At 65.4% G+C, this 26,706-nt stretch carries 23 protein-coding genes; 15 read left to right on the forward strand and 8 right to left on the reverse strand.

Annotated elements, in window-relative coordinates; all coding sequences use genetic code 11:
• The first annotated feature begins 42 nt into the window (after nt 1-42).
• From AC1D2L_RS11090 to prfB, 3 genes are all read left to right on the forward strand, one after another.
• On the forward strand, nt 43-1,269 hold the full coding sequence (locus tag AC1D2L_RS11090; protein ID WP_476845928.1) for an N-acetylmuramoyl-L-alanine amidase: 1,227 nt from the start codon (nt 43-45) through the stop codon (nt 1,267-1,269).
• Between the two features lie 133 nt (nt 1,270-1,402).
• Nucleotides 1,403-3,853, forward strand: a complete 2,451-nt coding sequence (locus AC1D2L_RS11095) for a penicillin-binding protein 1A (RefSeq protein WP_476845929.1) — start codon at nt 1,403-1,405, stop codon at nt 3,851-3,853.
• 183 nt (nt 3,854-4,036) lie between these two features.
• Nucleotides 4,037-5,165, forward strand: a protein-coding gene (gene prfB, locus AC1D2L_RS11100) for a peptide chain release factor 2 (RefSeq protein WP_476845930.1) whose coding sequence is annotated in 2 segments (ribosomal slippage) — nt 4,037-4,105 and nt 4,107-5,165 — 1,128 coding nt in all. Because the reading frame shifts where the segments join, the coding sequence is not laid out codon by codon here.
• Between the two features lie 91 nt (nt 5,166-5,256).
• Here the strand turns inward: prfB and AC1D2L_RS11105 are convergent.
• Nucleotides 5,257-6,495 carry a M23 family metallopeptidase gene (locus AC1D2L_RS11105; protein ID WP_476845931.1) on the reverse strand — a complete coding sequence of 413 codons (1,239 nt, stop codon included), beginning with the start codon at nt 6,493-6,495 and terminating at the stop codon, nt 5,257-5,259.
• A gap of 170 nt (nt 6,496-6,665) precedes the next feature.
• Nucleotides 6,666-7,130, reverse strand: a complete 465-nt coding sequence (locus AC1D2L_RS11110; protein WP_476845932.1) for a peroxiredoxin — start codon at nt 7,128-7,130, stop codon at nt 6,666-6,668.
• A gap of 220 nt (nt 7,131-7,350) precedes the next feature.
• Between AC1D2L_RS11110 and AC1D2L_RS11115 the strand changes: the two genes are divergently transcribed.
• Nucleotides 7,351-10,821, forward strand: a complete 3,471-nt coding sequence (locus AC1D2L_RS11115) for an AsmA family protein (protein WP_476845933.1) — start codon at nt 7,351-7,353, stop codon at nt 10,819-10,821.
• 11 nt (nt 10,822-10,832) lie between these two features.
• Here AC1D2L_RS11115 and tyrS read toward each other — a convergent pair whose 3' ends face one another.
• A complete protein-coding gene (tyrS, locus tag AC1D2L_RS11120; protein ID WP_476845934.1) occupies nt 10,833-12,077 on the reverse strand; it encodes a tyrosine--tRNA ligase in 1,245 nt (414 codons plus the stop codon).
• A gap of 146 nt (nt 12,078-12,223) precedes the next feature.
• Nucleotides 12,224-12,904 (reverse strand): alpha/beta hydrolase, encoded by a 681-nt coding sequence (locus AC1D2L_RS11125; RefSeq protein WP_476845935.1) that lies wholly within the window; start codon nt 12,902-12,904, stop codon nt 12,224-12,226.
• A 298-nt stretch (nt 12,905-13,202) separates the two neighbouring features.
• On the opposite strand from AC1D2L_RS11125, the gene AC1D2L_RS11130 reads away from it, so the two are divergent.
• The 9 genes from AC1D2L_RS11130 (at nt 13,203) to AC1D2L_RS11170 (ending at nt 21,407) form a co-directional block, all read left to right on the forward strand.
• Nucleotides 13,203-14,408 carry a cysteine desulfurase family protein gene (locus AC1D2L_RS11130; RefSeq protein ID WP_476845936.1) on the forward strand — a complete coding sequence of 402 codons (1,206 nt, stop codon included), beginning with the start codon at nt 13,203-13,205 and terminating at the stop codon, nt 14,406-14,408.
• Between the two features lie 61 nt (nt 14,409-14,469).
• Nucleotides 14,470-15,942, forward strand: coding sequence for a Fe-S cluster assembly protein SufB (gene sufB, locus AC1D2L_RS11135; protein WP_476845937.1), 1,473 nt, complete (start codon nt 14,470-14,472; stop codon nt 15,940-15,942).
• Between the two features lie 113 nt (nt 15,943-16,055).
• Nucleotides 16,056-16,808 carry a Fe-S cluster assembly ATPase SufC gene (gene sufC / locus AC1D2L_RS11140; RefSeq protein WP_476845938.1) on the forward strand — a complete coding sequence of 251 codons (753 nt, stop codon included), beginning with the start codon at nt 16,056-16,058 and terminating at the stop codon, nt 16,806-16,808.
• Nucleotides 16,808-18,157, forward strand: a complete 1,350-nt coding sequence (locus AC1D2L_RS11145) for a SufB/SufD family protein (RefSeq protein WP_476845939.1) — start codon at nt 16,808-16,810, stop codon at nt 18,155-18,157. Before sufC ends, AC1D2L_RS11145 begins: the two co-directional genes overlap by 1 nt.
• Complete coding sequence (locus AC1D2L_RS11150) at nt 18,157-18,363, forward strand: tautomerase family protein (RefSeq protein ID WP_476845940.1); 207 nt, start codon at nt 18,157-18,159, stop codon at nt 18,361-18,363. Before AC1D2L_RS11145 ends, AC1D2L_RS11150 begins: the two co-directional genes overlap by 1 nt.
• 4 nt (nt 18,364-18,367) lie before the next feature.
• Nucleotides 18,368-19,606, forward strand: coding sequence for a cysteine desulfurase (locus AC1D2L_RS11155; RefSeq protein ID WP_476845941.1), 1,239 nt, complete (start codon nt 18,368-18,370; stop codon nt 19,604-19,606).
• 70 nt (nt 19,607-19,676) lie between these two features.
• Nucleotides 19,677-20,015 carry an SUF system Fe-S cluster assembly protein gene (locus tag AC1D2L_RS11160; RefSeq protein WP_476846260.1) on the forward strand — a complete coding sequence of 113 codons (339 nt, stop codon included), beginning with the start codon at nt 19,677-19,679 and terminating at the stop codon, nt 20,013-20,015.
• A 37-nt stretch (nt 20,016-20,052) separates the two neighbouring features.
• A complete protein-coding gene (locus AC1D2L_RS11165; RefSeq protein ID WP_476845942.1) occupies nt 20,053-20,394 on the forward strand; it encodes a hypothetical protein in 342 nt (113 codons plus the stop codon).
• Nucleotides 20,395-20,519: 125 nt separating this feature from the next.
• A complete protein-coding gene (locus AC1D2L_RS11170; RefSeq protein ID WP_476845943.1) occupies nt 20,520-21,407 on the forward strand; it encodes a PhzF family phenazine biosynthesis protein in 888 nt (295 codons plus the stop codon).
• Nucleotides 21,408-21,523: 116 nt separating this feature from the next.
• On the opposite strand, the gene AC1D2L_RS11175 is transcribed toward AC1D2L_RS11170, so the two are convergent.
• Nucleotides 21,524-21,886, reverse strand: coding sequence for an MmcQ/YjbR family DNA-binding protein (locus AC1D2L_RS11175; RefSeq protein ID WP_476845944.1), 363 nt, complete (start codon nt 21,884-21,886; stop codon nt 21,524-21,526).
• Nucleotides 21,887-21,900: 14 nt separating this feature from the next.
• Nucleotides 21,901-22,974: a malate/lactate/ureidoglycolate dehydrogenase gene (locus tag AC1D2L_RS11180; RefSeq protein ID WP_476845945.1), complete on the reverse strand. Its 1,074-nt coding sequence runs from the start codon at nt 22,972-22,974 to the stop codon at nt 21,901-21,903.
• Between the two features lie 182 nt (nt 22,975-23,156).
• On the opposite strand from AC1D2L_RS11180, the gene AC1D2L_RS11185 reads away from it, so the two are divergent.
• Nucleotides 23,157-23,546, forward strand: a complete 390-nt coding sequence (locus AC1D2L_RS11185; protein WP_476845946.1) for a HesB/IscA family protein — start codon at nt 23,157-23,159, stop codon at nt 23,544-23,546.
• Nucleotides 23,547-23,553: 7 nt separating this feature from the next.
• The gene (locus AC1D2L_RS11190; RefSeq protein WP_476845947.1) at nt 23,554-23,904 is read left to right on the forward strand and encodes a TfoX/Sxy family protein; all 351 of its coding nucleotides are present in this window, start codon (nt 23,554-23,556) and stop codon (nt 23,902-23,904) included.
• Here AC1D2L_RS11190 and AC1D2L_RS11195 read toward each other — a convergent pair.
• Together AC1D2L_RS11195 and AC1D2L_RS11200 are read right to left on the reverse strand one after the other, a co-directional pair.
• Nucleotides 23,861-24,922 (reverse strand): GGDEF domain-containing protein, encoded by a 1,062-nt coding sequence (locus AC1D2L_RS11195; RefSeq protein WP_476845948.1) that lies wholly within the window; start codon nt 24,920-24,922, stop codon nt 23,861-23,863. The genes AC1D2L_RS11190 and AC1D2L_RS11195 overlap by 44 nt on opposite strands.
• 182 nt (nt 24,923-25,104) lie before the next feature.
• Nucleotides 25,105-26,658, reverse strand: coding sequence for a DEAD/DEAH box helicase (locus AC1D2L_RS11200; RefSeq protein WP_476845949.1), 1,554 nt, complete (start codon nt 26,656-26,658; stop codon nt 25,105-25,107).
• Nucleotides 26,659-26,706 lie beyond the last annotated feature (48 nt).

The following is a 26,706-nucleotide window of genomic DNA, read 5'->3' on the forward strand; positions in this document are numbered from 1 at the left end:
TTGCATCGCTCTCTTACATCGCATTCCCGGACGCGGCCGCATTTGCGCTGGATCGCGCCTGTGCTGCTTGGTGCCTGTCTGGCCCTGGGCTGGGCGTCGCCGACCTTCGCCAATCCGAAGGGCAGCGCCGATTTCGCGGTGGCAACCGACGCGAAACTCGAGCAGGCCGGCGATGTCGTGCGGCTGACCATGGCTCTGTCGCGCCCCATCACGATTTCGACATCCGTCATCGCGGGCCCCGACCGCATCATCGTCGACCTCCCATCCGTCAATTTTCAGGTCCAGCCGAGTGCAGCCCGCAATAGTGCCGGCTTCGTCAGCGCCTTCCGGTACGGGCTTTTCACGCCGGACCGTTCGCGCATCGTAATCGACCTGTCGCAGCCCGCGATCATTTCCCGGGCCGAGATCCGCACCCGCAGCGGAGGTTTCGGCGAACTGGTGATCGAGTTGAAGCGGGCCAGCCGTCCCGAATTCCTGGCGGCTGTCCGTGACACCGCCGCGAAGCGCTCCGAGACGGTCACGACGGTCGTGGAGCCGGCGCCGCCCGCCGGCGATTCGCGCCAGGTCGTGGTCATCGACCCCGGCCATGGCGGCATCGACCCGGGGGCTGTGGTGACGTCGATCGCCGAAAAGGCGGTCGTTCTGGCTTTCGGGCAGGCGCTCAAGGACAGCCTCGCTGCAACCGGCAGATACCGGATCGTGATGACGCGCGACGACGACCGTTTCGTGCCGCTCGGCGAGCGCGTCCGCATGGCGCGCGCTGCAGGCGCGAATCTGTTCGTCTCGATCCACGCCGATTCGCTTTCGCAGGCGCAGGATGTCCGCGGGGCCACGGTCTATACCGGCTCGGAGCGCGCGACAGATGCCGAATCGGCGCGACTCGCGGCCAAGGAAAACGAGGCCGACGCCGTCGCCGGCCTCGATTCCAGCGAGGACGTCCAGGATGTCGCCGGCATCCTGATGGACCTCGCCAAGCGCGAGACCCGGACATTCTCGTCGGTCTTCGCCCGCAATCTCGTCGAGAAGCTCGGCGGCTCGGTGAAGCTCCACAAGGTGCCGATGCGTTCCGCCGGTTTTCGCGTCCTCAGCGCGCCCGACGTGCCCTCCGTGCTGCTCGAGCTCGGCTATATGTCGAGCCCCAAGGACGCCGAATTGCTGAATTCCCCGGCCTGGCGGACACAGGCAGTGTCCGCCGTCCATGCCGCCATCGATGGCTATTTCGAGCAGGCGCGTGCACCCGGCGGCAAGGCAGCCGAGAACCGCCGCTGAAGCAATCGGGGTTTTGATGCGGAAATGTGGTCGCTAAGCCACGGTTCCGCCATCTCTGCCATGCTATAGAATTCAGCTTGTGCGTGCCGTTTTTCGGGCATGTCGGTCGTGACAATGAGGGCCAGGGCCTCCAATGCGGTTTGTTCTGCGACTCTTCGGGTGGGTATTTGCGGCTGGCGCGATCGTTTTCGTGGTCGGTGCCGTCGGTGCAGCCGGACTCATCTGGCACTACTCGAAGGATCTTCCTGATTCGGCGCAGTTGCGGAACTACGAGCCGCCTGTGATGACGCGCGTCCATGCCGGCGACGGCAGCCTGATCGCGGAATTCGCGCGCGAGCGGCGCCTTTACCTGCCGATTCAGTCGGTTCCTAAGCTCGTCATCGACGCTTACCTCTCCGCGGAAGACAAGAACTTCTACAAGCATGTCGGCGTCGACCCCGAGGGCCTTGCCCGCGCCGCGATCACCAACTTCCGCAACCGCGGCGGCAATCGCCGCCCGCAGGGTGCATCGACGATCACCCAGCAGGTCGCCAAGAACTTCCTCGTCGGCTCGGAGCAGAACCTCGACCGCAAGATTCGTGAGGCGCTGGTCGCGCTGCGGATCGAGGCGACCTATTCCAAGGACAAGATTCTCGAGCTGTACCTGAACGAGATTTATCTTGGCGCGCCGGCGCCGGGGCAGGGCAGTTACGGCATCGCCGCCGCTGCGCTTAATTATTTCGGCAAGTCCGTGCACGAACTGAACCTGCAGGAAGCCGCCTATCTGGCCGCGCTGCCGAAGGCGCCGACCGATCTGCACCCCTTCCGCAATCGCGAGCGCGCCATCGAGCGCCGCAACTACGTGATCGACCGCATGGTCGAGAACGGCTTCGTCAAGCGTGAGGCCGGCGATCTCGCCAAGAGCCAGCCGCTCGGCGTGAACCCGCGCACGGTTTCGCCCAACAACATCGCCGCCGGCTATTTCGCCGAGGAGATTCGCCGCGAGCTGCAGGATCGCTACGGCGAGAAGAAGCTGCTCGAGGGCGGCCTCTCGGTGCGCTCGACCGTCGATCCCAAGATGCAGTTGATGGCGCGCAAGGCGCTGGTCGACGGCCTCGTGCGCTTCGACGAGGCGCGAGGCTGGCGCGGCGCGATCCAGAAGCTCGATCTGGGTGCCCGCGAATGGGGGCTGGCCATTGGCGAATTGCCGGTGCTCGGCGACGTTGCGCCCTGGCGCCTGGCCGTCGTGCTCGACGTGGCCGGCGACAGCGCCCGACTCGGCCTGCACCCGCTGGTCGAGACGTCGGGCCAGTTGCGCCGCGATCGCGATACGGTGACGCTGGCCGGCGACGGCATCAAGTGGACCCGCCGCGCTCGCGTCTCGCAGGCCGTCTCGGTCGGCGATGTCGTCTATGTCGAGCCGATCGATGCCCGGCCCGGTTTCGTGCGCCTGCGCCAGCTGCCCGAGGTCAATGGCGCCATCACCGTGATGGATCCGTTCTCCGGCCGCGTGCTCGCCATGGTCGGCGGCTTCTCGCATGACCAGTCGGAATTCAACCGCGCGACGCAGGCGATGCGCCAGCCCGGCTCGTCCTTCAAGCCCTTTGTCTATGCGACCGCGCTCGACAACGGCTACACCCCGTCCAGCATCGTGCTCGATGCGCCAATCGAGATCGACCAGGGCGGCGGGCTCGGCATGTGGCGCCCGGAGAACTTCGACGGCAAGTCGACCGGTCCCCGCACGCTGCGCTACGGCATCCAGTTCTCCAAGAACCTGATGACCGTGCGGCTGGCCAAGGACGTCGGGATGCCGCTGATCGCGGAGTATGCCCGCCGCTTCGGCGTCTATGACGACCTGATGCCGGTCCTGTCGATGTCGCTGGGCGCCGGCGAGACCACCGTGATGCGGATGACCGCGGGCTACGCCATGCTCGTAAATGGCGGCAAGCGCATTCGCCCGACCCTGATCGACCGCATCCAGGACCGCTGGGGCAGCACGATCTTCCGCCACGACCAGCGCATCTGCGAAGGTTGCGACGCCGAGAAGTGGAACAACCAGCGCGAGCCGCGCCTGATCGACAATCGCGATCAGGTCCTTGATCCGCTGACCGCCTATCAGATGGTCTCGATCCTCGAAGGCGTCGTCCAGAACGGCACGGCCGCCGTGGTCAAGTCCGTCGGCAAGCCTCTCGGCGGCAAGACCGGCACGACCAACGATGCCAAGGACGTCTGGTTCGTCGGCTTCTCGCCCGATCTCGCCGTGGGCGTCTACATGGGCTTCGACAAGCCCAAGTCGCTCGGCACCTCGGCAACCGCCGGCCAGTACGCTGCCCCGATCTTCCGCGACTTCATGACGGCTGCGCTGAAGGACAAGCCGGCGACCCCGTTCCGCGTGCCCGCCGGCATCAAGCTGATCCGCGTCGACCCGCGCACCGGCATGCGCTCGGGCGGCGAGGGCGGTATCCTCGAGGCCTTCAAGCCCGGCACGGCCCCGCCCGACAGCTACTCCGTCATCGGCGCAGCCGGCGATGGCAGCACGCCGCTCAGCGTCACCCCCGGTGGTGGCGGGCGCAGCGTCGGCTCGGGCACGGGCGGCTTGTACTGACGGCAGAATCACGTGGTCGGGCTTGACCCGACCACGCGCGCATCGGCCAGTTGCGCTTCGCTTTCGAGAGGTCGGCGGTCACCCCAAAAGGGCAAGCATGGCGGCAGCGCGCGCTTTGCCGTTTACAGCCGTGGCGTTCGCCCCTATCTCAACGCGTCTCTTTCACCCAAGGCAATTTTCCGCATGCGTCCTGAAATCCAGAATCAGCTCGACAACGCCAAGCAGTCGATTGGACTGCTGAGGAGGCATCTTTGACTGGGATGTCGCGCAACGCCGCCTCGCGGAACTGAACGCCCTCTCCGAGGGACCCGATTTCTGGAATGATGCCGAAGCCGCGCAGAAGCTGATGCGCGAGCGCACATCGATCGAAGACCAGATCAACGGCATCGTGAAGCTCGAGCGTGACCTCGACGACGCGCTGACGCTGATCGAGCTCGGCGAGATGGAGGAGGACAAGGCCTCCATCGAAGAGGGCGAACTCGCGATCAAGGCAGTCGAGGTCGAGGCGGCGCGCCGCCAGGTCGAGACCCTGCTTTCCGGCGAGGCCGACATGCTCGACACCTATCTCGAGATCCACCCCGGCGCGGGTGGCACCGAGAGCCAGGACTGGGCCGAGATGCTGCTTCGGATGTATCGCCGCTGGGGCGAGCGCCGGAAGCTCAAGGTCGAGACGCTCGAGTATCAGGACGGCGACACCGCCGGGATCAAGTCAGCGACGCTGCAGTTCAAGGGCCACAACGCCTATGGCTGGCTGAAGACGGAGAGCGGCGTGCACCGCCTGGTCCGGATCTCGCCGTTCGACTCGAACGCCAGGCGGCAGACCTCCTTCGCCTCGGTCTGGGTCTATCCGGTGGTCGACGACCGAATCGTCATCGACGTCAACGAATCCGATTGCCGGATCGACACCTACCGCGCCCAGGGCGCCGGCGGGCAGCACATCAACACGACCGATTCGGCGGTGCGCATCACGCATATTCCGAGCGGCATCGCGGTGTCCTGCCAGCAGGAGCGCTCGCAGCACAAGAACCGGGCGAAGGCCTGGGACATGCTGCGGGCCCGCCTCTACGAGGTGGAACTGAAGAAGCGCGAGGACAAGGCGAACGCCGAGCAGGCCGCCAAGAGCGATATCGGCTGGGGGCACCAGATCCGCTCCTATGTGCTGCAGCCCTACCAGCTGGTGAAGGACCTGCGTACGGGCGTGAGCTCGACGGCACCGTCCGAAGTGCTCGACGGCGCGCTCGATCCGTTCATGGAAGCGTCGCTGGCGCAGCGGGTCTACGGAACCGAGGTCGAGGTCGAGGACATCGACTAGCGGGCAGGGGCTTCTGCTGCTGAATCAAAAACGCCGTCGTTGCGCTGGTGCGGGACGACGGCGTTTTTCATTGGTCGATAAGGAGGGCCGCTCAGCCCTTGGCTGGAAGCTTCATGCCAGCGCGCAGGAAGCGGGTGGGGTCCATCGGCTCTTCATTGACGCGGGTCTCGTAATGCAGATGCGGGCCCGTCGAGCGGCCGGTGCTGCCGACCCGACCGACAACCATCCCGGTCGTCACGGCCTGGCCTTCCGAGACCAGGATCGCGGACATATGGCCGTAGCGGGTCGAGATGCCGTTGGCGTGCTCGATCTCGACCAGGTTGCCGTATCCGCCCGAATACGTGGCCGTGACAACCTTGCCCGGTGCGGTCGCCATGATCGGCGTCCCGGTCTCGGCGCGGAAATCCGCGCCGGTATGCATCGCCGGCCCGCGGGTGAAGGGGTCGACCCGGTAGCCGTAGTTCGAAGTGAAATCCATCGGTACGGACATGGGCCGCGCCAGAGGCAACTGCTCCGCAACGCTCCGCAGCTTGAAGACCGAGGCGATACGCGGCTGCAAGGCGTTGAGACGGGCCTCGAACGGCCCCGCCGATGCGTGGATCTTGAAAGGTACGAACGGTCCACCCGTCCCGCCGGCGACGACATTGCTGGTGGCGAGTTTCTCGGCGTCGAGGCCGGTTTCGGCAAGCGCGCTGCGCAGGCTTTTCTGTGATTGTGCGAGGCTGTCGTCCATCTCCTCGAGCGCAGCCAGCTGCGATGCCGTGGTCTTCTCTATCGCGAGGTCGAGCCGGGTCAGTGCAGACGTGACGCGCTGTGCCGGCGGCTCCGGCTGGGCCTCGCCGGACTGCCATGAGCCGTCGGCGTTCTGCTCGGCGCCGCGCAGGGCGGGCGCGTCGGGCGCAGGCATCGGCTTGTTGGGCATGATCGGCGCGAAGCTGCTCACGCCAGAAGCACGGATCGGCTCTTCAGGCTTGAGCAGGCGAGGGCGCAGCGGAAGCTTGGTGCCACGCACGATACCGCTGTTCTGGAGTGTGTCGGCGAGCGCCGTCACGAGTGACTGGCGCGATTCCAGCTCGGCCTGTCGGGTCGCGAGCTCGTCCACCCGCGCCTCGACGCCGTCCTGATCGAGCAGTGCGCGGCTGGCGAGGCGGTCGATATCGGCGCGCAGCGCGGCGATACGATCCTCATAGGCATACTGCCGTGTCGTCTCGCGCGTGATCAGCCGCGCTGCGAGGTCGTCCTTGCTGAAGATGTACCAGCCGGCGGCACCGCAGCCCGCAGTGGCCAGCGCCAGCAGGGACAGCCCGGCAAAAGCTGTGGCGCGCCCCACTGTGTATGTCCTCTGGGTCACGAGCCCTGTGACGGAAAGGCTTGGGGCGGGGGAGGCTATGTGAGTCATACGCGGGGACCGGATGTTACGCTGCCGATCCATCGATTAGAGCCGGTTAAGGTTAATCCTTCGCAAATCCCGTCCACCAGGCTTCAAAATTGCCCCTGAAACTAGAGGGCAGCCGCCGCGGCGAGGACCTCCTCGGCGTGCCCGTCAACCTTCACCTTCCGCCAGATCCGCGCGATCGTGCCGTGCTGGTCGATCAGGATGGTGGAGCGCTCCACACCCATGTAGCTGCGGCCATACATGCTCTTCTCGACCCAGAGCCCATAGGCCTCGAGCAGGGATCTGGCCTCGTCGGCGATGAGCGGGAACTGGAGTCCATGCTTGGTCTTGAACTTGTCGTGGCTCTTCACACTGTCCGGCGACAGGCCGATGATATCAGTTCGCGCGGCGGCAAAGGCCTCGCGCAACCCGTTGAAGGCGATGGCCTCCTTGGTACAGCCCGTCGTATCGTCCTTTGGATAGGCGTAGAGAACGATCTTGCGACCCGCCAACTCGGCAAGGGACAAGGTGCCGCCGCCGTCACGTGCGAGAGTGAAATCGGGAGCCTGGTTGCCTTCTTGCAATGCCATGATCGCCTTCCTTTCGTCGCCTTCGCGCGGCATGCAACAAATCGCTCGTCGCGCAGGTTATGGTGTCAATGCGAACACCGTTTAGTCTGGTGACGCGTGCCGTCTAAACGAATCGCATCGACTGTCTGGCCTGCCGGTCTCAGGGGGCCTGGGATGTCCGATATCTGAAAGCCTCTGGTCGACCCGATCGCCATATCAGCAAAGCAGGACGACACAGGCATTGGCGGACGACGCGCAGAAGCACAAGACGGTAACCGCGACTGGACAGGTTACGGCTGCGGATGCGGCTGACTGCGATATCGCCGCGGTGAAGCGGCGCGCCAAGGCCGGCCTCGTCACCATCCTCGTCGCCGTCACAGTTGCTGTCGTCACGCTCGCAGGCGCTGCGGCGACCTTGCTCGTCACCGGTATCGTGCCTCTATCGGGGCTGGAGGGACGCATCTCCACCGCGATCGAGGAGCGCCTCGGCAGCGGCTGGACTGTCGAGGCCGCGGCCGCCGAACTTGGACGAATCGACGGGCACTCGCAGCTACGCGTCAGGCAGGTCGCGTTCCGTCATAGCAGTGGTGCGATGATCCGCGCGCCCGAAGCTGTGCTCGGCTACGAGCCCCTCGCGCTGCTGATGGGCCAGATCAAGCTCGTCTCCGTCGATCTGCGCGGCGTGAATGTGAGGCTGGGCGTCAACAAGGACGGGGCGCTGGTTGTGAACGCCGATTCGGCGCCTGCTGAGAGCCCCCCGGCTGCGACCCTGCCGGATGCCGCCCAGTGGAGCGCCTTCTCCAGCATCATGAGCGCCGTCACGACGCTGGCCCAGGGAGACGGGTTCCTCGGCTCCCTCGAGACCGCGGGCATGAACGGTGCGCGGCTCTCGCTGGTCGACCCCGATGGCCGGCAGAAGGCTGGTTTCGAGGATGTGGAGATCAAGCTCACCAGGACGGGCGACCATGCGACGCGTCTCGCGGTCAAGGGGCGCACCGGGTCGCGCTGGAAGGAAATCGCCATCGACATGTCGCGCACGGCCGATGGCACGCAGCGCGCCGATATCGAGATCATCCGCTTCGAACCTGCCGAGGTCGTGGCGCTCGCCCTCGGCACCGGCGGCGTCGCGCTCGAAGGCCTGCCCATGAAGGGGCGAGCCGCGCTGATCCAGTCGCCCGATGGTAAAAAGGCGATCACGGCGCAGATCGACGTGCTGCCCGGCACCATCCATTTTCCCGACAGCCCGCTGGCGCCTTTCAAGGTTGATTCGGCCCATGTCGAGCTTGCCAGCACCGACAATCTCGGCGTCGTGGAATTGCGCGCGAGCGACATCCTCGCTGGTGCGACACGGCTGAAGGGCACAGGCACCTTGCGCGAGGAGGGTGGCGCCTGGCGGCTAAGGCTGGACGCGGCCGGACAGATCTCCGGTCTTGACCGTGATCCCGCCATCATCGTCGACAGCGTCAAGACCGATCTCCTGCTCGATCCGCGCACCAACGAGGCCAGGGTCGATGCCATCGCGGTGCGCGGTCCCGCCATAACCGCCGACATCACCGGGCGTATCCAGAAGACCGGGTCGTCGCCGACACAACGGATTGCCGTCCGGGCCGAGAATTCCGACGCCCGCGCGCTCCTTGCGCTCTGGCCGCGCTGGACTTCGCCCGAGGTGCACACGGCATTGACCAAGCAGTTCGTCGAGGGACGCGTCGGCAAGCTCGCCGTCGACCTCGACCTGAGCGCAGAAGACCATGCCCGACTGGTGCAGGGCGCCGGCATGCCCGACACTGCCCTTGCCGTCGCCTTTGACGCCTCCCAGGTCCGCTTCCTGCCGACCCCGGACTTGCCGCCCCTGGTTGACGCCGTGGTGACAGGCAAGGGCACCGGGCGGACCATTCACGTAGGTATCACCAAGGCGACCGCCGACATCGGCAATGGCCGCCAGCTCGCGCTCAGCGAAGGCAGCTTCAGCGTGGCCGAGACCTGGGTCAAGCGGGCTCCGGCCCGCGTCACCTTCCGCTCGACGGGCCCGGTGGAGGCGCTGGCGGCGCTGGCAAACTATCCCGGCCTGAAGGATTTCGCGCCGGCGACGATCGACCCCGCTGCGATACGGGGCGCCAGCGACCTGAAGACGGTGATCACGCTGCCGCTGACCGATGATCCGAAGCCCGGCGAGATCATGGTGCAGAGTGCCGGGACACTGACGAATGTTGCCTCCGACACGCTGCTCGGCACCGAGAAGCTCGAAGGTGGCACGCTCAACGTCAATTTCGATCGAAACGGGCTGCAGGTGAAGGGCGATGCCCGGATCAGCGGCGACCGCGGCCAGATCGACATCAAGCAGGATAGCAAGGGCAAGGGCGACGCCACGCTGGTGTTTTCGCTGGACAATGCCGCGCGCCAGAAGCGCGGGCTCGGCCCTGAGTTCGGCATCACGGGCCCGGTTCAGATCAAGGTCACCAAGGCGCTGGGGAAGGGCGTGGAGACGCCTCCACGGGTCGAGGCGGACCTGAGCAAGGCCGCGCTCGATGGCGTGCTGCCTGGCCTTAGCAAGGCCGCAGGCAAGCCTGGGCGCGTGAGCTTCAACTACCTCGCCGATCCCGATGGCCCCGATCTCGAGGATTTCGTGTTCGAGGCAAATCCGGTCTCGATTCGAGGCAAGATCGAACTGAACAAGCAGAACGGCCTGGAAAGCGCGTCGCTGTCGCAGTTCAGGCTCTCGCCCGGCGACAACCTGAAGGTCGAGGCGAAGCGCGACGGCAATCTGACGAAGCTCGTGGTCCGTGGCGCCGTCGCCGATGTCCGCCCGTTCATCCGCGAGATGCAGAGTGCTTCGGGCGGTTCCCAGCGTGGCGACAAGAATGCGGCCAAGGGCGCGGACATCGATGTCGATCTCGACGTGCCGATCCTCACCGGCTTCAACAACGAGGCGATCAGCAGCGGCACGATGAAGCTCTCGAAGCGCGGCGGCGACATCAGCTCGCTGGCCTTCCAGGGGCGGATCGGGCGGGCCGACGTCTCGGCGCGGCAGGGCCGGCGGGGGGATGCCGCGGGTGCGATCATTGTCCAGTCAGACAATGGCGGCGCCTTGCTGCGCTTCACCGACCTCTACCGCCGCGCCTATGGCGGAAACCTGATCCTGAACATGGGGCCGGGCGACGAGCGGCAGAGCGGCGAGCTGCTGTTCCGGGATTTCGTCGTGCGCGACGAGCCTGCCCTGCGCCGCGTCATCTCGCAGTCGGGACCGTCCGGCTCGGGTGCAGATGGCGCCGCAGCATCGGCTCTAGGCGGGGAGCTGAACGCGAGCGAGGTCGGCTTCACCAAGCTGCGCGCCGAGTTCACGCGCTCGGCAAGCCGGCTCGACGTCTCGGACATGGTGATCTGGGGGCAGCAGGTCGGATTCACGCTGCAGGGCAATGTCGATTACGGCCGCGACCGCGTCGATATCGGCGGCACCTTCGTGCCGGGCTACGCCTTCAACAATGCCTTCGCGCAGGTGCCGATCGTTGGCGCGCTGCTCGGCGGCGGCAGCCAGTATGGCGGATTGTTCGCCGTGAATTTCCGGATATCGGGAGCCGCCAGCGCACCGACGATGTCGATCAATCCGCTCTCGGCGCTGGCCCCGGGCATCCTGCGCCGCTTCGTCGATCCACTCGGCGGGGCGCCGGCCCAGCAGCCCTTACAGCCGCGCCAGGCCCCGGCACCGAGCCGGTAGAAGGCGGGCGCTCAGCGCGCCCGCAGCAGCACGTGCTTCTTGCGCCCGAAGGAAAGCTTCACGACGCCGTCTGAGGTCAGGTCTGAGCGGCTCAGCGAAGCGCGCTCGTCGGAGACCACGACATCGTTGACGCGCAGGCCACCGGCCTTGACCTGGCGCCGTGCTTCGCCGGTGGAGGGCACGAGGCCCGCCTTGACGAAGGCGCTGAGCACGCCGAGGCCGGCATCCAGTTCTGCCGGGTCGAGATCGATGCTCGGCAGATCGGTCGCGAGTGCGCCTTCCTCGAACGTCTTCCGCGCCGTCTCGGCTGCGGCCTCGGCAGCCTCCCGGCCGTGCAGCATGGCTGTCACGGCGGTCGCCAGGACCTTCTTGGCCTCGTTGATCTCGGACCCGCCAAGCGCGGCGAGCTTGGCGATCTCGGGTAGCGGCATCGTGGTGTAGAGCTTCAGGAAGCGCTCGACATCGGCGTCCTCGGTGTTGCGCCAGAACTGCCAGAAATCATAGGCGCTCATCAGGTCGGCGTTGAGCCAGACCGCGCCCGAGGCCGTCTTGCCCATCTTGCCGCCCGAGGCGGTGGTCAGCAGCGGCGAGGTCAGCGCGTAGAGCTGGACGTTGCTCATGCGGTGGCCGAGGTCGATGCCGTTGACGATGTTGCCCCACTGGTCGGAGCCGCCCATCTGCAGCACGCAGCCGGTGCGCTTGTTCAGCTCCACGAAGTCGTAGGCCTGTAGGATCATGTAGTTGAATTCGAGGAAGGACAGCGACTGCTCGCGGTCCAGGCGTGTCTTCACGCTGTCGAAGGACAGCATGCGGTTGACCGAGAAGTGCCGGCCGACATCGCGCAGGAATTCGAGATAGTTCAGGCCGAGCAGCCAGTCCGCGTTGTTGACCATGGTGGCGGCGCCGCCGAAGTCGAGATAGTTCGCGAAGACGCGCTTGATGCCCTCGAGATTGCGCTCGATGTCGGCCACCGTCAGCATCTTGCGCGATTCCTCCTTGAAGGAGGGGTCGCCGACCATCGAGGTGCCGCCGCCCATCAGCGCGATCGGCTTGTGGCCGGTCGCCTGCATCCAGTGCAGCATCATGATCTGGATCAGCGAGCCCGCATGCAGCGACGTCGCGGTCGCGTCGAAGCCGATATAGGCGCTGATCGGCCCCTTCAGCGCGGCGGCGTCCAGACCCTCGGGGTCCGAGATCTGATGGACATAGCCGCGCTCGGACAGGGTGCGGAGAAGGTCGGATTTGAATGTGGTCATGGCGTCATCTGACTGCTGGTCGGGGTTAACTGAGAGGCCGGGCCGCTCCCGTCATGGTCGGGCTTGTCCCGATCATCCACGTCTTGGTTCAGGTCCTCGATGCTCGGCACGAGGCCGAGCATGCAGGTTGAGCTAGCGACCGGGAGTTACTCCTGCTCCTGAGCCTCGCGCTCTTCCTTGGGGATCTCGGGGCCGACATTGCGGTCGAGATAGGCGCTGACAGCTTCCATCAGCTGGTCGACACGGCCGTCGAAGAAGTGGTTGGCGCCCTCGACGATGGCGTGCTCGATCTGGATGCCCTTCTGGGTCTTCACCTTCTCGATGACGGCCATGACTTCCTTGACCGGCGAGACGCGGTCTTCCGAGCCGTGCACGAACAGCCCCGAGGACGGGCAGGGGGCGAGGAAGGAGAAGTCGTAGCGATTGGCCATGGCCGCGATCGACATAAAGCCTTCGATCTCGGGACGGCGCATCAGCAGCTGCATGCCGATCCAGGCGCCGAAGGAGACGCCGGTGATCCAGCAGCTCTTGGCTTCGGGGTTGAGGGCCTGCATCCAGTCCAGCGCGGCTGCGGCATCGGAGAGCTCGCCTGCGCCATGGTCGAAATGGCCCTGGCTACGGCCGACGCCACGGAAGTTGAAGCGCAGCGCCGAAAACCCGCGATTCACATAGGTGTAGAACAGGTTGTAGACGATCTGATTGTTCATCGTCCCGCCGAACTGCGGGTGCGGATGCAGGATGATCGCCAGCGGCGCGCCGCGCTTCTTGGCGGGCTGATAGCGCCCCTCGATCCGGCCAGCCGGTCCGTTGAAAATAACCTCGGGCATCGTCATACCGCCTTGTTGTTGGGTGAGCCCGGAAATGCCCGGCCAGATAGCAGCAAAATGCCGCCAAAAAGCCGGGTAACCCTTGACGGCCCCACCGCTCGCGCCCTACATCAGGCGCTTAGAATGGTTCTAACCGCCGTGAACAAGACGGGAACGAATGCCGGATCGCCCAATTTGGCACCGCCTTCGCCCCGGTTCAGGCCGGTTGGACGGGCGGCTATAGCACGGCGCATGGGTACGAATTCAAGCATTTCGTGCCGAACGTCGTGAACTGACCCAGGATTGGAGTTTTAGGACAGTGACCGCGCTGGCACGCGCCTATCTCGACCACAATGCGACCACACCGGTTCGGCCGGAAGTCGTGGAGGCGATGGTGCGCGCGCTGGCGATGCCGGGCAATCCGTCCTCGGTCCACAGCGAGGGCAGGGCTGCCCGCGCCGCAATCGAGCAGGCGCGCGCCCAGGTCGCGGCACTCGTCGGCGCCAAGCCGAGCAATGTCGTGTTCACCAGCGGCGGCACCGAGGCCAACGCGACCGTGCTCTCACATGGGTTGATGGATTGCAGCGGCGGCCGCGACTGCGTGCGCACGCCGGCTTCTCTGCTGCTTCACGGCGCAACCGAGCATCCTTGTGTGCGCGACGGGCATCGCTTCGCGGCCGATGCGGTCGAGGCTATCCCGGTCAATGCCGACGGCCTCGCCGATCTCGCCTGGCTCGCAGCAAGGCTTGGTCGCCTGGCGGCCGAGCAGCCTGGGGCTCGCGCCCTTGTCTCGCTGCACCTGGCCAATAATGAGACGGGCGTGCTTCAGCCGGTCGGCGAGGTCGCGGCGCTGTCGAGGCGCTTTGGCGCGCTGGCTCATAGCGACGCAGTGCAGGCCGCCGGAAAAATCGCGATCGATATCGAGGCGCTCGGCGTCGATGCGCTGACCATCTCCGCCCATAAGTTCGGCGGGCCCAAGGGTGTCGGAGCGATCATTTTCCGCACGGGTGCACTGGAACTCGCCGACAAGCCGTTGCGTGGTGGCGGGCAGGAGCGCGGCTGGCGCGCCGGTACCGAGAATGTGCCGGGAATCGTGGGCTTCGGCGAAGCTGCTGCTCTGGCTCGCAAGGCTCAGGCAAACGAGGCCGGCCGGCTTTCCGGGCTGAGGGATCGCCTCGAGGCCGGCCTGCTGGACCTTGCTCCATCGACCGCAGTCTTCGGACGCGCCGCGCCGCGCCTGCCCAACACCAGCGCCTTCGCAACGCCGGGGCTCGCGGCCGAGACATTGCTGATCAAGCTCGATCTCGCGGGCGTCGCATTGTCGTCCGGCTCGGCCTGCTCGTCGGGCAAGGTCAAGCGCTCTCATGTGCTGGACGCCATGGGAGTAGACCCTGCCATGAGCGCAGGGGCCTTGCGGGCGAGCCTTGGATGGACCACGTCCGAGGCGGACATCGACCAGTTTTTGGCGGCCTATGCGAAAGCACTGGCCGCAACCAAGCACGGGACAATTCAGGCAGCCGCCTGACGCGCCCCGAAACACGAAGACCAAACCGGCGGGCCTTGAACCCGCGACAGGAGAGTAGGCAATGGCAGCGGTCCAGGAGACCATTGATCAGGTCAAGTCGATCGACGTGACCGAGTACAAATACGGCTTCGTCACCGATATCGAGATGGAAAAGCCCGCGAAGGGTTTGACCGAGGACACGGTGCGCTACATCTCGGCGCGCAAGAACGAGCCGGAGTGGATGCTGGAATGGCGCCTCGACGCCTTCCGTCGCTGGAAGACCATGACCGAGCCGAACTGGGCCCGCGTCAACTATCCGCCGATCAACTACCAGGACATCTACTACTACGCGGCGCCCAAGAGCGGAGCGTCGCCGCAGTCGCTCGACGAGATCGACCCGGCGATCCTGGAGACCTACAAGAAACTCGGCATCCCGCTGCGCGAGCAGGAGATTCTGGCCGGCATCGCGCCCGAACGTCGCGTCGCGGTCGATGCGGTTTTCGACTCCGTCTCCGTCGTCACGACCTTCAAGAAGGAACTGGCGCAGGCCGGCGTGATCTTCTGCTCGATCTCGGACGCGATCCAGGAACACCCCGAGCTGGTGAAGAAGTACCTCGCCACCGTGGTGCCGGTGACCGACAACTATTTCGCGACGCTGAACTGCGCCGTCTTCACCGATGGCTCCTTCGTCTACATCCCCAAGGGCGTGCGCTGCCCGATGGAGCTGTCGACCTATTTCCGCATCAACGAGCAGAACACCGGCCAGTTCGAGCGGACGCTGATCATCGCCGAAGAGGGCTCCTATGTGAGCTATCTCGAAGGCTGCACGGCGCCCAAGCGCGACGAGAACCAGCTCCATGCGGCGGTAGTCGAGCTGATCGCGCTCGACGACGCCGAGATCAAGTACTCGACGGTGCAGAACTGGTACCCCGGCGACGCCGAGGGCAAGGGCGGGATCTACAACTTCGTGACCAAGCGCGGCGACTGCCGCGGCAAGAACTCGAAGATCTCGTGGACGCAGGTCGAGACCGGCTCGGCGATCACCTGGAAGTATCCATCCTGCATCCTGCGCGGCGACGGCTCGCGCGGCGAGTTCTACTCGATCGCGGTCTCGACGGGCGCGCAGCAGGTCGATAGCGGCACGAAAATGCTGCATCTCGGCAAGAACACGACGTCGAAGATCATCGCCAAGGGCATCGCGGCCGGCAAGTCTGACTCGACCTATCGCGGCATGGTTTCGGCCCACCGCAAGGCGACCGGCGCGCGCAACTTCACCAACTGCGACTCGCTGCTGATCGGCGACCAGTGCGGCGCGCACACGATCCCGTATATCGAGGCCAAGACCGCGACCGCGATCTTCGAGCATGAGGCGACCACCTCCAAGATCGGCGAGGACCAGCTGTTTTATTGCCAGCAGCGCGGTCTCTCCGAGGAGGAAGCCGTCGCGCTGATTGTCAACGGCTTCGTCAAGGAGGTGCTGCAGCAGCTTCCGATGGAGTTCGCGGTCGAAGCGCAGAAGCTCATCACGATCTCGCTCGAAGGCTCGGTCGGCTGATCCCGTCATGGCCGGGCTTGTCCCGGCCATCCACGCCTTTTCTTTCTCTCGTTCAAGTCGCGAACGCTCGGCACAGGGCCGGGCCTGACGCGACGGAAATCCGGACTTAGAACATGCTCGAAATTCGCAACCTCGTTGTCAAAATCGCCGACGAAGACAAGCAGATCATCAACGGCCTGGACCTCACCGTCGCCGACGGCGAAGTCGCCGCGATCATGGGCCCCAACGGCTCCGGCAAGTCGACGCTGAGCTATGTCATCGCCGGCAAGGAGGACTATGAGGTCCTCGACGGCGAGATCCTGCTCAACGGCGAGAACGTGCTGGAGATGGAGGCCGATGCCCGCGCCGCCGCCGGCATCTTCCTGGCCTTCCAGTATCCGCTGGAGATCCCGGGTGTCGCCACCATGACCTTCCTGAAGGCGGCGATGAACGCCCAGCGCAGGGCGCGTGGCGAGGCCGAACTGCTGACACCAGACTTCATCAAGCAGGTCAACGCCGCTGCCGATGGCCTTGGGATCAATAAGGATATGTTGCGCCGTCCGCTCAATGTCGGCTTCTCCGGCGGTGAGAAGAAGCGCATGGAAATCCTGCAGATGGCGCTGCTGGCGCCTTCCATGTGCATCCTCGACGAGACCGATTCCGGCCTCGACATCGACGCGCTCCGCATCGTCGCCGACGGCGTCAACCGCCTGCGTGAAAAGAACCGCGGCTTCCTGGTTATCACCCACTATCAGCGCCTGCTCGACCATATCGTGCCCGATACCGTGCACGTGATGTCGAAGGGCCGGATCGTGAAGAGCGGCGGCAAGGAGCTGGCGCTCGAACTCGAGAAGAGCGGCTACGCCGCCTATGCGGACGCTGCGTGATGTCGGTTGTCACACCACTCAAGACTGCAGCCGAACAGGCGCTGATCGCCCAGTTCGCCGGTGCCAAGGCCGAGCTGCCCGGCGGCAGCGCCGTGCGCAAGCTGCGTGAGGACGCCTTTGCCGGCTTCGAGGCCAAGGGCCTGCCGCATCGCCGGCTGGAGACATGGCGCTACACCGATCTGCGCTCGCTCCTGCGTGAAGCCAAGCCGCTGGCGACCGTCTCCGCGGTCACCCCCGCGGTCCGCGCGCGCCTCGACGCCCTCAAGCTCGACGGCGTACGGCTCGTGCTGGTCGACGGCGTGTTCGCTCCGGAGCTGTCGACGCTGGAAAATCTGCCGGCGGGCGTGGCTATCCATGCGCTTGGCGATGCCTTGGTTTCGGGCCGGGACGACCTGACCCGTGTCCTGTCGGGGCCAGGCGTGGCCGATAGCGATGCCGGCCTGATGCTCAACACAGCGCTGATGCGCGATGGCGCCTTCGTCGAGATCGCGGATGGCATCGAACTCGATGCGCCGATCGTGATCGTCTCGATGGCTTCCGGCGAGGCCGAGACCGCGATATTCCATCGCTCGGTCGTGCTGGCCGGCAAGGGCGTCAAAGCGACGATCGTCGAGGTCAGCGAAAGCGCGGGAGCTGCGGCCTCGCAGATCAACGGCGCCATCGTGTTCGAGACCGGCGACGAAAGCGAGGTGCAGCACCTGCGTCTCGTGACGCGTCACAGCTCGGCGACCGTGCAGGTTCTCAGCCTGCTGGCGACGGTTGGTGCGCACGCGAAGTTCGACTCCTTCGCGCTGGTCTGCGATGCCGGGACGCTGCGCCAGCAGCATTTCGTGCGTTATGCAGGCGAGCACAGCGAGATCGGCCTGCGCGGCATCAACCTGCTCACGGGGCAGGAGCACTCCGACGTCACGCTCGTCATGGACCATGAGGTGCCGCATGGCACCAGCCGCGAGCTGTTCAAGAACATCATCGATGGCGAGGCCACCGGCGTGTTCCAGGGCAAGGTCATCGTGCGCCAGTACGCGCAGAAGACCGATGGCAGCATGAAGAGCAACACGCTGCTGCTGAACGATGGCGCGACCATGTTCAACAAGCCCGAGCTCGAGATCTTCGCCGACGACGTGGTCTGCGGCCATGGCGCGACCGTTGCGCAGATGGATGGCGAACAGCTCTTCTACCTGATGGCGCGCGGCCTGCCGCGTCCGCATGCTGAAGCCCTGGTGCTCCAGGCTTTCGCCGGCGATGCCGTCGAATTTGTCGCCGACGAGACCCTGCGGGACCTCGTCATCTCCGAGGTCGAGGCCTGGCTCGCCAAGCGCGAGGCGTCCTCAGTGGTGAGTGCCGTCTGATGCCCTACGTCAATCTCCAGATCACCAAGGGGGCCACGCGCGCGCAGAAGGCCGAGATCGTCAAGGCCTTCACGGATACGCTCGTGCGCGTTCTCGGCAAGAACCCGGCGAACACCCATATCGTGATCCAGGAGATTGAGCGCGAGGATTGGGGCCACGCCGGCATGCTCGTTGCCGACAAGCCGACGGAATCCGGGAAGGCATGAAGCCATGAACGTTCTGGCGAAGCCCTACGACGTCGAGGCGATCCGCAAGGATTTTCCGATCCTTGGCCGCGAGGTCTACGGCAAGAAGCTGGTCTATCTCGACAATGCGGCCTCGGCGCAGAAGCCCGAGGTCGTGATCGAGGCCATGACCAAGCTGATGCGCGAGGACTATTCCAACGTCCATCGCGGGCTGCACTACCTCGCCAACGCATCCACCGAAGCCTATGAGGCGGCACGCGAAAGCGCCCGCCGCTTCCTCAATGCGGCCCATCTCGAGGAGATCATCTTCACGCGCTCCTCGACAGGGGCGCTGAACACGGTCGCGTCCTCGCTGGGGCGCTACCTCAAGATCCAGGAGGGTGACGAGATCATCCTCTCGATCCTCGAACACCACTCCAACATCGTGCCCTGGCACTACTGGCGCGAGAGCCATGGCGCCGTGATCAAATGGGCACCGATCGACGAGGACGGGAATTTCCTCATCGAGGAATTCGAAAAGCTGATCACGCCGCGCACCAAGGTCGTGTCGCTGACCCAGATGTCGAACGCCTTCGGTACCATCGTGCCGATCGCGGAAATTGCCGCAATCTGCCAGTCCTACGGCATACCGCTGGTCGTCGACGGCAGCCAGGGCGCCGTGCATCTGCCGGTCGACGTGCAGGCGCTCGGCTGCGACTTCTACTGCTTCACGGGCCACAAGACCTATGGGCCGACAGGCTCCGGCGTGCTCTGGGGCAAGCGCGAATGGCTGCAGAAGCTGCCGCCCTACGAAGGCGGCGGCGAGATGATCGTCACCGTCAGCGAGGACACGGTCACCTATAACGACCCGCCGCATCGCTTTGAGGCCGGTACACCGGCCATCGTCGAGGCTGTCGGCCTGGGGGCGGCGCTCGACTACATGATGGCGCTGGGCCGCGAGAACATCGCTGCCCATGAGGCCCGCCTCGGCGAATACGCCATGCAGCGGCTGGGCGAGATGAACTCGATCCGCATCTTCGGCAAGGCGCGTGACAAGGGCGCGATCGTGGCCTTCGAGATGAAGGGCGCCCATGCGCATGATGTCGCCACCGTGATCGACCGTGCCGGTGTCGCGGTTCGCGCCGGAACCCATTGCGCGATGCCGCTTCTGGCACGATATGGGGTGACATCGACCTGCCGTGCTTCGTTCGGGCTCTACAACACGCTTGAGGAAGTCGATATGCTGGTCGAAGCCCTGCGGAAGGCCGAGGCGCTGTTCGCCTGATGGCCGCTCGCCTGAACTGGAATTTGCGATGACCGACACCGTCGAGGACTTCAAGCCGAACGCGCCGACCATGGGCGCGAGCAGCGGCCTGCCGCCCGAGGAGATCGACCGGCTGACCGACGATATCGTCGCGGCGCTGAAGACGGTCTATGACCCCGAGATTCCCTCCGACATCTACGAGCTCGGCCTGATCTATCGCGTCGATATCGCCGATGACCGCATGGTCGCGATCGACATGACGCTGACGGCGCCGGGCTGCCCCGTGGCCGGCGAGATGCCGGGCTGGGTCGAAAATGCCGTGGGCGCCGTTCCCGGCGTGGCGGGGGTCACCGTCACGATGACGTTCGATCCGCCCTGGGACCAGTCGCGGATGTCAGACGAGGCCCGCGTCGCGCTCGATATGTGGTGAACTGGACGGGCTCCGAGGTTTCGCGCATCATCTCGCGATGCGCTTCACCAAATGGGACTATATCGCGTTCCCAATCCTCGCCGCTTTGGCGATCGGGGTGTTCTATGCAGCGCTGAGGCTTGTGGGCTTCTTCGGCCTGGGCGTGATAGGGCTTGTGATCGGTTTCATCGCCGTGCGGATGGATCTCGAGCGCGACGGCGCCAACGGGGTTCACCCCTCCGTGCTTGCAGAGCAGTTCAAGGCACGGGACGCGATGTCGCGTGCGGAGCGGGCCGGGTTTCTCGCCGAGCAGAATTTCCGCCTTAAGCCGCTGTTCGTTGCACAAATTGTCGCTGCGGGCTGCATTATCTTCGGTTTCGGTTTCCACTTCCTGCTCTGATCATGCGCCGGGGCGCGGCACGGCGCCTCGTACGGTGATGAATCACATGATCGAGCGTGATTATTCAGCCCGACTGAAAGCTGGCATCAAGCGAACTCATTGCCTTGATGTCATCGGGAGCGGCCATGCCCAGCTTTAGCTACGAGACTGTCGACGTCTTTACCGAGGATCGCTTCGGCGGAAACCAGCTCGCCGTCTTCACCGACGCGCGCGGCATGTCCGACGACCAGATGCAGTCGCTCGCCGCGGAGATGAACTACAGCGAGACGACCTTCGTCCTGCCGCCGTCCGATCCCTCGAACACGGCTCGCGTCCGCATCTTCACCCGCACCCACGAGATGCCCTTTGCGGGGCATCCCAATGTCGGCACGGCCTTCGTCCTCGCGCAGCACGGGCGCGACACCGGCGGCGTCCTGCGCTTCGAGGAAATCTCGGGAGTGGTCGAGGTCACGGTGTCGAGGAATGCTGAAGGCGAGGTGAGTGCCGCGACCATCATTGCGCCGCAGCCGTTGCAGACGGGCGTGGAACTGCCGCCAGAGGCGATCGCAGCCTGCGCCGGGCTGAAGGCCGCCGACATCGTCGTGACCAACCACCGGCCTGTGCGCGCTTCCGTCGGCGTGTTTTTCGTCCTCGCCGAGGTCAGGCTCGAGGCGCTCAGTGGCGCGACGCCCGACCTTAGCCAGTTTCGCGCGGTTCGGGACGCCAATCCCGGCCTTGAGGGCCGCCTGTCGCTGTTCCTCTATGCCCGCGATGGAGACGCCATCCGCGCGCGCATGTTCGCACCAATCGGCGGAACCTGGGAGGATCCTGCCACCGGCAGCGCAAGCGCGACCGTGGCAGCCCTTCTGCTCTCGCTGAGCGACCGGGAGAGCGCGTCATATACGTTGACGCAGGGCGTCGAGATGGGCAGGCCGAGCCTGTTGAACCTGAAGGCCTGGCGCACGAGCGAAGGCGTGCGCGCCAGCGTTGGCGGAAGCTGTGTGCCGGTTTTCCGCGGCGAGGCGCTGCTCTAGCGGGATGACCATGGCCCTCAGAACGTCATTGCGAGTTTAGCAATCCAGAGGCGGCAGCGCTCTGCATTCTGGATTGCTTCGTCGGCTGCACCGCCTCGCAATGACGGAAGGAGGCTCTACTTTGCCAGCCCCAGTTCCACGCGCTCGCGCTTCGTGAGCTTCGCCGCGACGAGGCGGTAACTTTCGCGAATATAATCGCACAGCGCCTCGTCCTGCATGCTCGCGTCGGTCTGACGCTGGATCCAGCTCATCCCCCGCGAGGCGAGGTACGGCGCCGGGCGCAGACCCGGCTGCTGCTTCAGCAGCTCGAAGGCCATCTCCGAGCATTTGAAGGTCACGGCGAGTTCGTCGGTGGCGCTCCATCCCCCGATGGCAAAGACTTTCGTCCCGACCTTCCAGACATGGGCACCGCCCCACTGCACGACATGGCTGGTCGCGGGAAGCGATGCACAGAACGCGTTGTACTCGGCCTGCGTCATGGCAGCGGCGCCGGTCAGAAAGTCTCGGCGTCGATGCCAAAACGGGCCGCCGCCGCCTTGATCTGCGACCAAGTCTCATTGTCGAGCGGGATGCCGTCGCGCTGGCGCTCGATCCGGGTGGCGCGTTCCTTGTCGCCGGGTGCGAGCACCGGATTGGCCTCGTCCTGTGGCGCAGCGGCCCGCACGAAGGCGAGGTAGCTCTCGATCCGGCTTTTGCGCAGGCCTGCGTCCGGCTCAAGTCGCGCCGGGTCGATCAGGATGCCGAACAGCGAGTTGATGATCCAGGTCTTGTTGGGCTTCTGGTCGATGCGCGCGGCGCCCATCAGGCCCGCCGAGAGCAACTCCGCGATCAGGGAGAGGCCGGCGCCCTTGTGGTCGCCGAAGGGAAGCAGCGCGCCCAGCGGAAGATCGGGAATGGCGTGCTGGAAGACATGCGCGGGATCGGTCGTCGGGCGGCCCTCACCATCGATGATATAGCCTTCCGGCACCGGCACGCCCTTGTTGAGCGCGACGCGGGCCTTGCCATGGGCCATGCGGCTGGTGGCGAAGTCGAGGATGATCGGATCGTTGTCGGGGACGGGAATGCCGATGGCATGCGGGTTGGTGCCGAAGCGCGCCTGCTTGGCGGCGAAGGGCGCCACGATCGGTGGCCGGCCTGCGACGTTGACCCAGAACAGTGAGATCAGCCCGGCCTGTGCTGCGACCTCGGCGTAATGACCGATGCGGCCGATATGGTGGGAATCGAGCAGGTTCAGGATCGCGACACCGCCGGCCTTCGCCATGGGAATGGCGCGGTCGACGGCGTTGCGTGTGGTCGGCTGTCCGAGCGAGACCTGCGCGTCGATGATCAGGAAGGGCGATGCGTCGAGCCTGTCCTGCGGCTTCGAGTCGGTCTTGAGGTTTCCATCTGCAAGAGACTGGAAATAAAGCGGGATCATCCCTACGCCGTGGCTGTCGTGGCCGCTGAGATTGGCCAGAACGAGATGGTCGGCGGTCTCCCGGGCATCACTCTCGCTCCAGCCGGCCTTGCGAACCATGTCGCTGACGAGGGTGTGGAGCGCTTCCGGGCGGTGCAAGCGATAGGTCATCGGACTCTTCGGGGCTGGTTTTTCCTGGGCCCCACACTGCATGAGCCGTGGCTGCATGCAATGCGCGCTGCAAAACAACCGTCCTGCGCCCCGGCATCTCGACCTTCGGCTCATCAATCCTTATGTAGTGTGCTGCAATCTTGCTTCATCGGGCCTTGAACCCGATCGAGGAGGGACACCGAATGTTTTCGATTCCAGGCCTCAAGGTCATTTCACTGACCGATGCCGCGGCCACGCGTATCCGTGAGATCATGGCGCAATCAGCCGGAGAGGCGAATCCTCCAGCGCTTGGCTTGCGCGTAGGCGTGAAGAAGGGCGGCTGTGCCGGCATGGAGTACACCTTCGAGGTCGCTCACGAGGCCGGCAAGGGCGACGAAGTCGTGACCGAGAAGGACGCGACGGTGATCGTCGACGCGAAGGCCGTACTGTTCCTGCTCGGCACCGAGCTCGACTTCAAGACCGACAGGTTCTCGTCGACCTTCGTCTTCAACAACCCCAACCAGGTCTCGGCCTGCGGCTGTGGCGAATCGGTCGAGATCAAGCCCCGGACAGAGGCCGCGCCGGCGCATTGACTCCATGATGGATGCCGACGGCCTTCGCGAGCTGTATTCGGGCATCCTGAACGTGCGCATCCGCCGGATGTTCGGCGGGCAGGGCATATTTGACGGCGAGTCCATGTTCGCGCTCGAGCATGGTGGCGCACTTTATATCAAGACCGATGGCGCCATGCGGGAGTTGCTGAGCGCAGCTGGTTGCGAGCCCTTCGCTTTCCAGAAGACCGGCAAGCTCGTGCTGACGAGTTATTGGACACTTCCCGCGGCGGCGTTGGACGACATTGAGGAACTGAAACGCTGGACCGATCTCGCTTGCGCCGCTGCGCATGCGATCAGGCGACGCGGCTCGCCACGCTCTCCAACGCTTCCTCGGTGACGGTCCGGTTGCGACCGTCGCGCTTGGCTTGCATGAGAGCCTGATCCGCGCGATCGACGAGCGAACTGGCGGTGTCGCCGCGGCGATAACCCGCCACGCCGAGCGAAACGGTGATCCGGCCCAGGTTTTCGTTGGTGGAACGTTTGACCAGCTCTCGCGTGAGCAGGGCCTGGCGCACGGTCTCGGCGCCGAACTTGCCTGCGACGATATCGGATTCCGGCAGGATGATCGCGAACTCCTCGCCGCCGAAGCGGGTGATGATCGCCTTGTCCTTGAATTTGTCCCTCATCGTCCGCGCGACGAGGCGCAGCACCTGGTCGCCGGTGAGATGGCCGTGCGCGTCGTTGAATTTCTTGAAGAAATCGATGTCGGCCATCACCAGCGCGAATGGCTCACGGCGCAGCGTCGCCTGATCGATCGACTTCTGCAGCATCTCCTCGAAATGGCGACGGTTGGCGAGCCCGGTCAGCGGGTCGGTCAGCGCCTCGGCGCGGGTCGTCTCCAGCGCCTCGCGGAGATTGCGGATCTCATTGGAACTGTCGCGCAGCTGCGTCTCCAGCTGCGTCTTGCGGGTGATCTCCTCGCGCGTGGACATCACCAGCGCCTCGACCCACTCGCGCAGCTTCTGGCGGTCGGCAGGCTGCGGCACGTCCTCCGACATCGCGGTCAGGCGGCCGTGATATCGCTCGCTGGAATCGAGGGTCTTGTCGACGAGCGCCATCAACCCGTCGATCTCGCCGAGCACCTGCACGCTGGTGCGCTCGGTCTGACGGGCGAGCCTGTCGGTCCCGATAAACCGCTCATAGAGGCTGTCGATGTCGGCGACTCCGACCTTGCCGTCGCTGCCGGTGATGATCGCGTTCATCGCCATGCTGACGGACGGCATCTCCCCGCTGAGATGGGCGTACCAGACCTCGAAGGCGCGGGGATAGGCTGGCGAACCATGCATGCGCATCGCAGCGACGACGCGCTCCGACAGATCATAAGGCTGAGCGGCTGGCTGCAGGGTATCGCTCATCATCTGCGCCCGAACAGGAAGCCGAATCACGGCACTGGGCCGTGACAGCTTCGATTAACATCGAAGCGGGGACATCCTGTCCGTAACAACGGCGGCATGCGCCCGTTCACGGATGCGGCTTTCGCTGCATCCGTATCCCGATAATGCAGGCAAACGGGTTAATGCGACGTTATGCCTTAACGTCAACCAACCTTCACGGGACGCAGCAGGAAGGCAGGAACATGGTCTCCCAGCCCCTTGACCTGCGGGCCGTCGTCATCGTCACGACGACGCGGCGGGGCGCTGCGCTCGGGCTTGGCCGCGCGCGGCTCCGGCTTGGGTGCGCGGGGCTGCTCGACGACACGATCGGGCTTCGGCGTCGGTGCGGCCTCGCCGCGGATCTTGGTACGGGTCGGGCCATCGGCGTCGGGACGGCGGCGGCGCGGGGCTGCCTCGTCCTCGGCCGCAGCGCGCTCGACCTTGATCGGGCGCGGCGCCAACGTCTCGGGCTCGGCGCGCGAGCCGCGCTCCGGGCGACCGCGACCGCCACCTCGGCCGGAACGACGGTCATCGCCACGTCCGCCGCTTTTGCCATGGCGCTCCTCGCGCGGGGCACCGGGCGGGAGGTCTTCGACACCGCCACCCTGCCATTCGATGGCCTGGCCGGTCAGCTTCTCAATCGCGGTGACGAGCTTGTCGTCATGGCGCGTCACGATCGTGAAGGATGCGCCCTCGCGGCCGGCGCGGCCGGTGCGGCCGATGCGGTGGACATAGTCCTCGGCATGGGTCGGCACATCGTAATTGAAGACGTGGCTGACGGCCGGAATGTCGAGGCCGCGTGCTGCAACGTCGCTTGCCACCAGGATCGGGTTCTCGCCGGTGCGGAAGGATTCCAGAGCGGCCATGCGAGCGTACTGGTCCATGTCGCCATGGAGAGAGACCGCCGGGAAGCCGTGCTTCTGCAGGGATTTGTGCAGCGTCGCGACATCGCGCTTGCGATTGCAGAACACGATCGCGTTCTGCAGGTCCTTGGCTTCGTTGATCAGCTTGCGCAGCGTCTCGCGCTTCTCGAAGTCCTGGCCGTTCGAGGCGATCAGGCGCTGCGTGATCGTCGCGGCCGCGGTGGCCGGGCGCGAGGCCTCGATGCGAACCGGATTATGCAGGAACTGCTCGCTGATGCGCGTGATCTCGGGCGGCATCGTGGCGGTGAAGAACAGTGTCTGCCTGGTGAAGGGCACGAGTTTGCAGACGCGCTCAATGTCGGGGATGAAGCCCATGTCGAGCATGCGGTCGGCTTCGTCGATGACGAGGAGCTCGACGCCGGTGAGCAGCAGCTTGCCGCGCTCGACATGGTCGAGCAGGCGGCCGGGGGTGGCGATCAGCACGTCGACGCCGCGCGTGATCTTGGCATCCTGGTCGCCGAACGAGACACCGCCGATGAGCAGGGCCACCGAAAGCTTCTGGTTGACGCCGTAGCGGGAGAAGTTCTCCTCGACCTGGGCGGCGAGTTCGCGCGTCGGTTCGAGGATCAGCGTGCGTGGCATCCGGGCGCGGGCGCGGCCGTTTTCCAGGATGGTGAGCATTGGCAGCGTGAAGGCTGCTGTCTTGCCCGTTCCGGTCTGGGCGATACCCAGTACGTCGCGTCGCGCGAGGACATGGGGGATGGCTTGGGCCTGGATGGGGGTGGGCGTGTCGTAGCCTGCGGTTGTGACCGCAGTCAGAACCTTTTCGCTCAGGCCGAGTTCGGCAAATGACATAGGCTGTTGCGCTTCTTCAGGGTCGGTTACTCGTGGCGGGATGACCTA

It is taken from the genome of Allobosea sp. P1_B10, assembly GCF_056406735.1.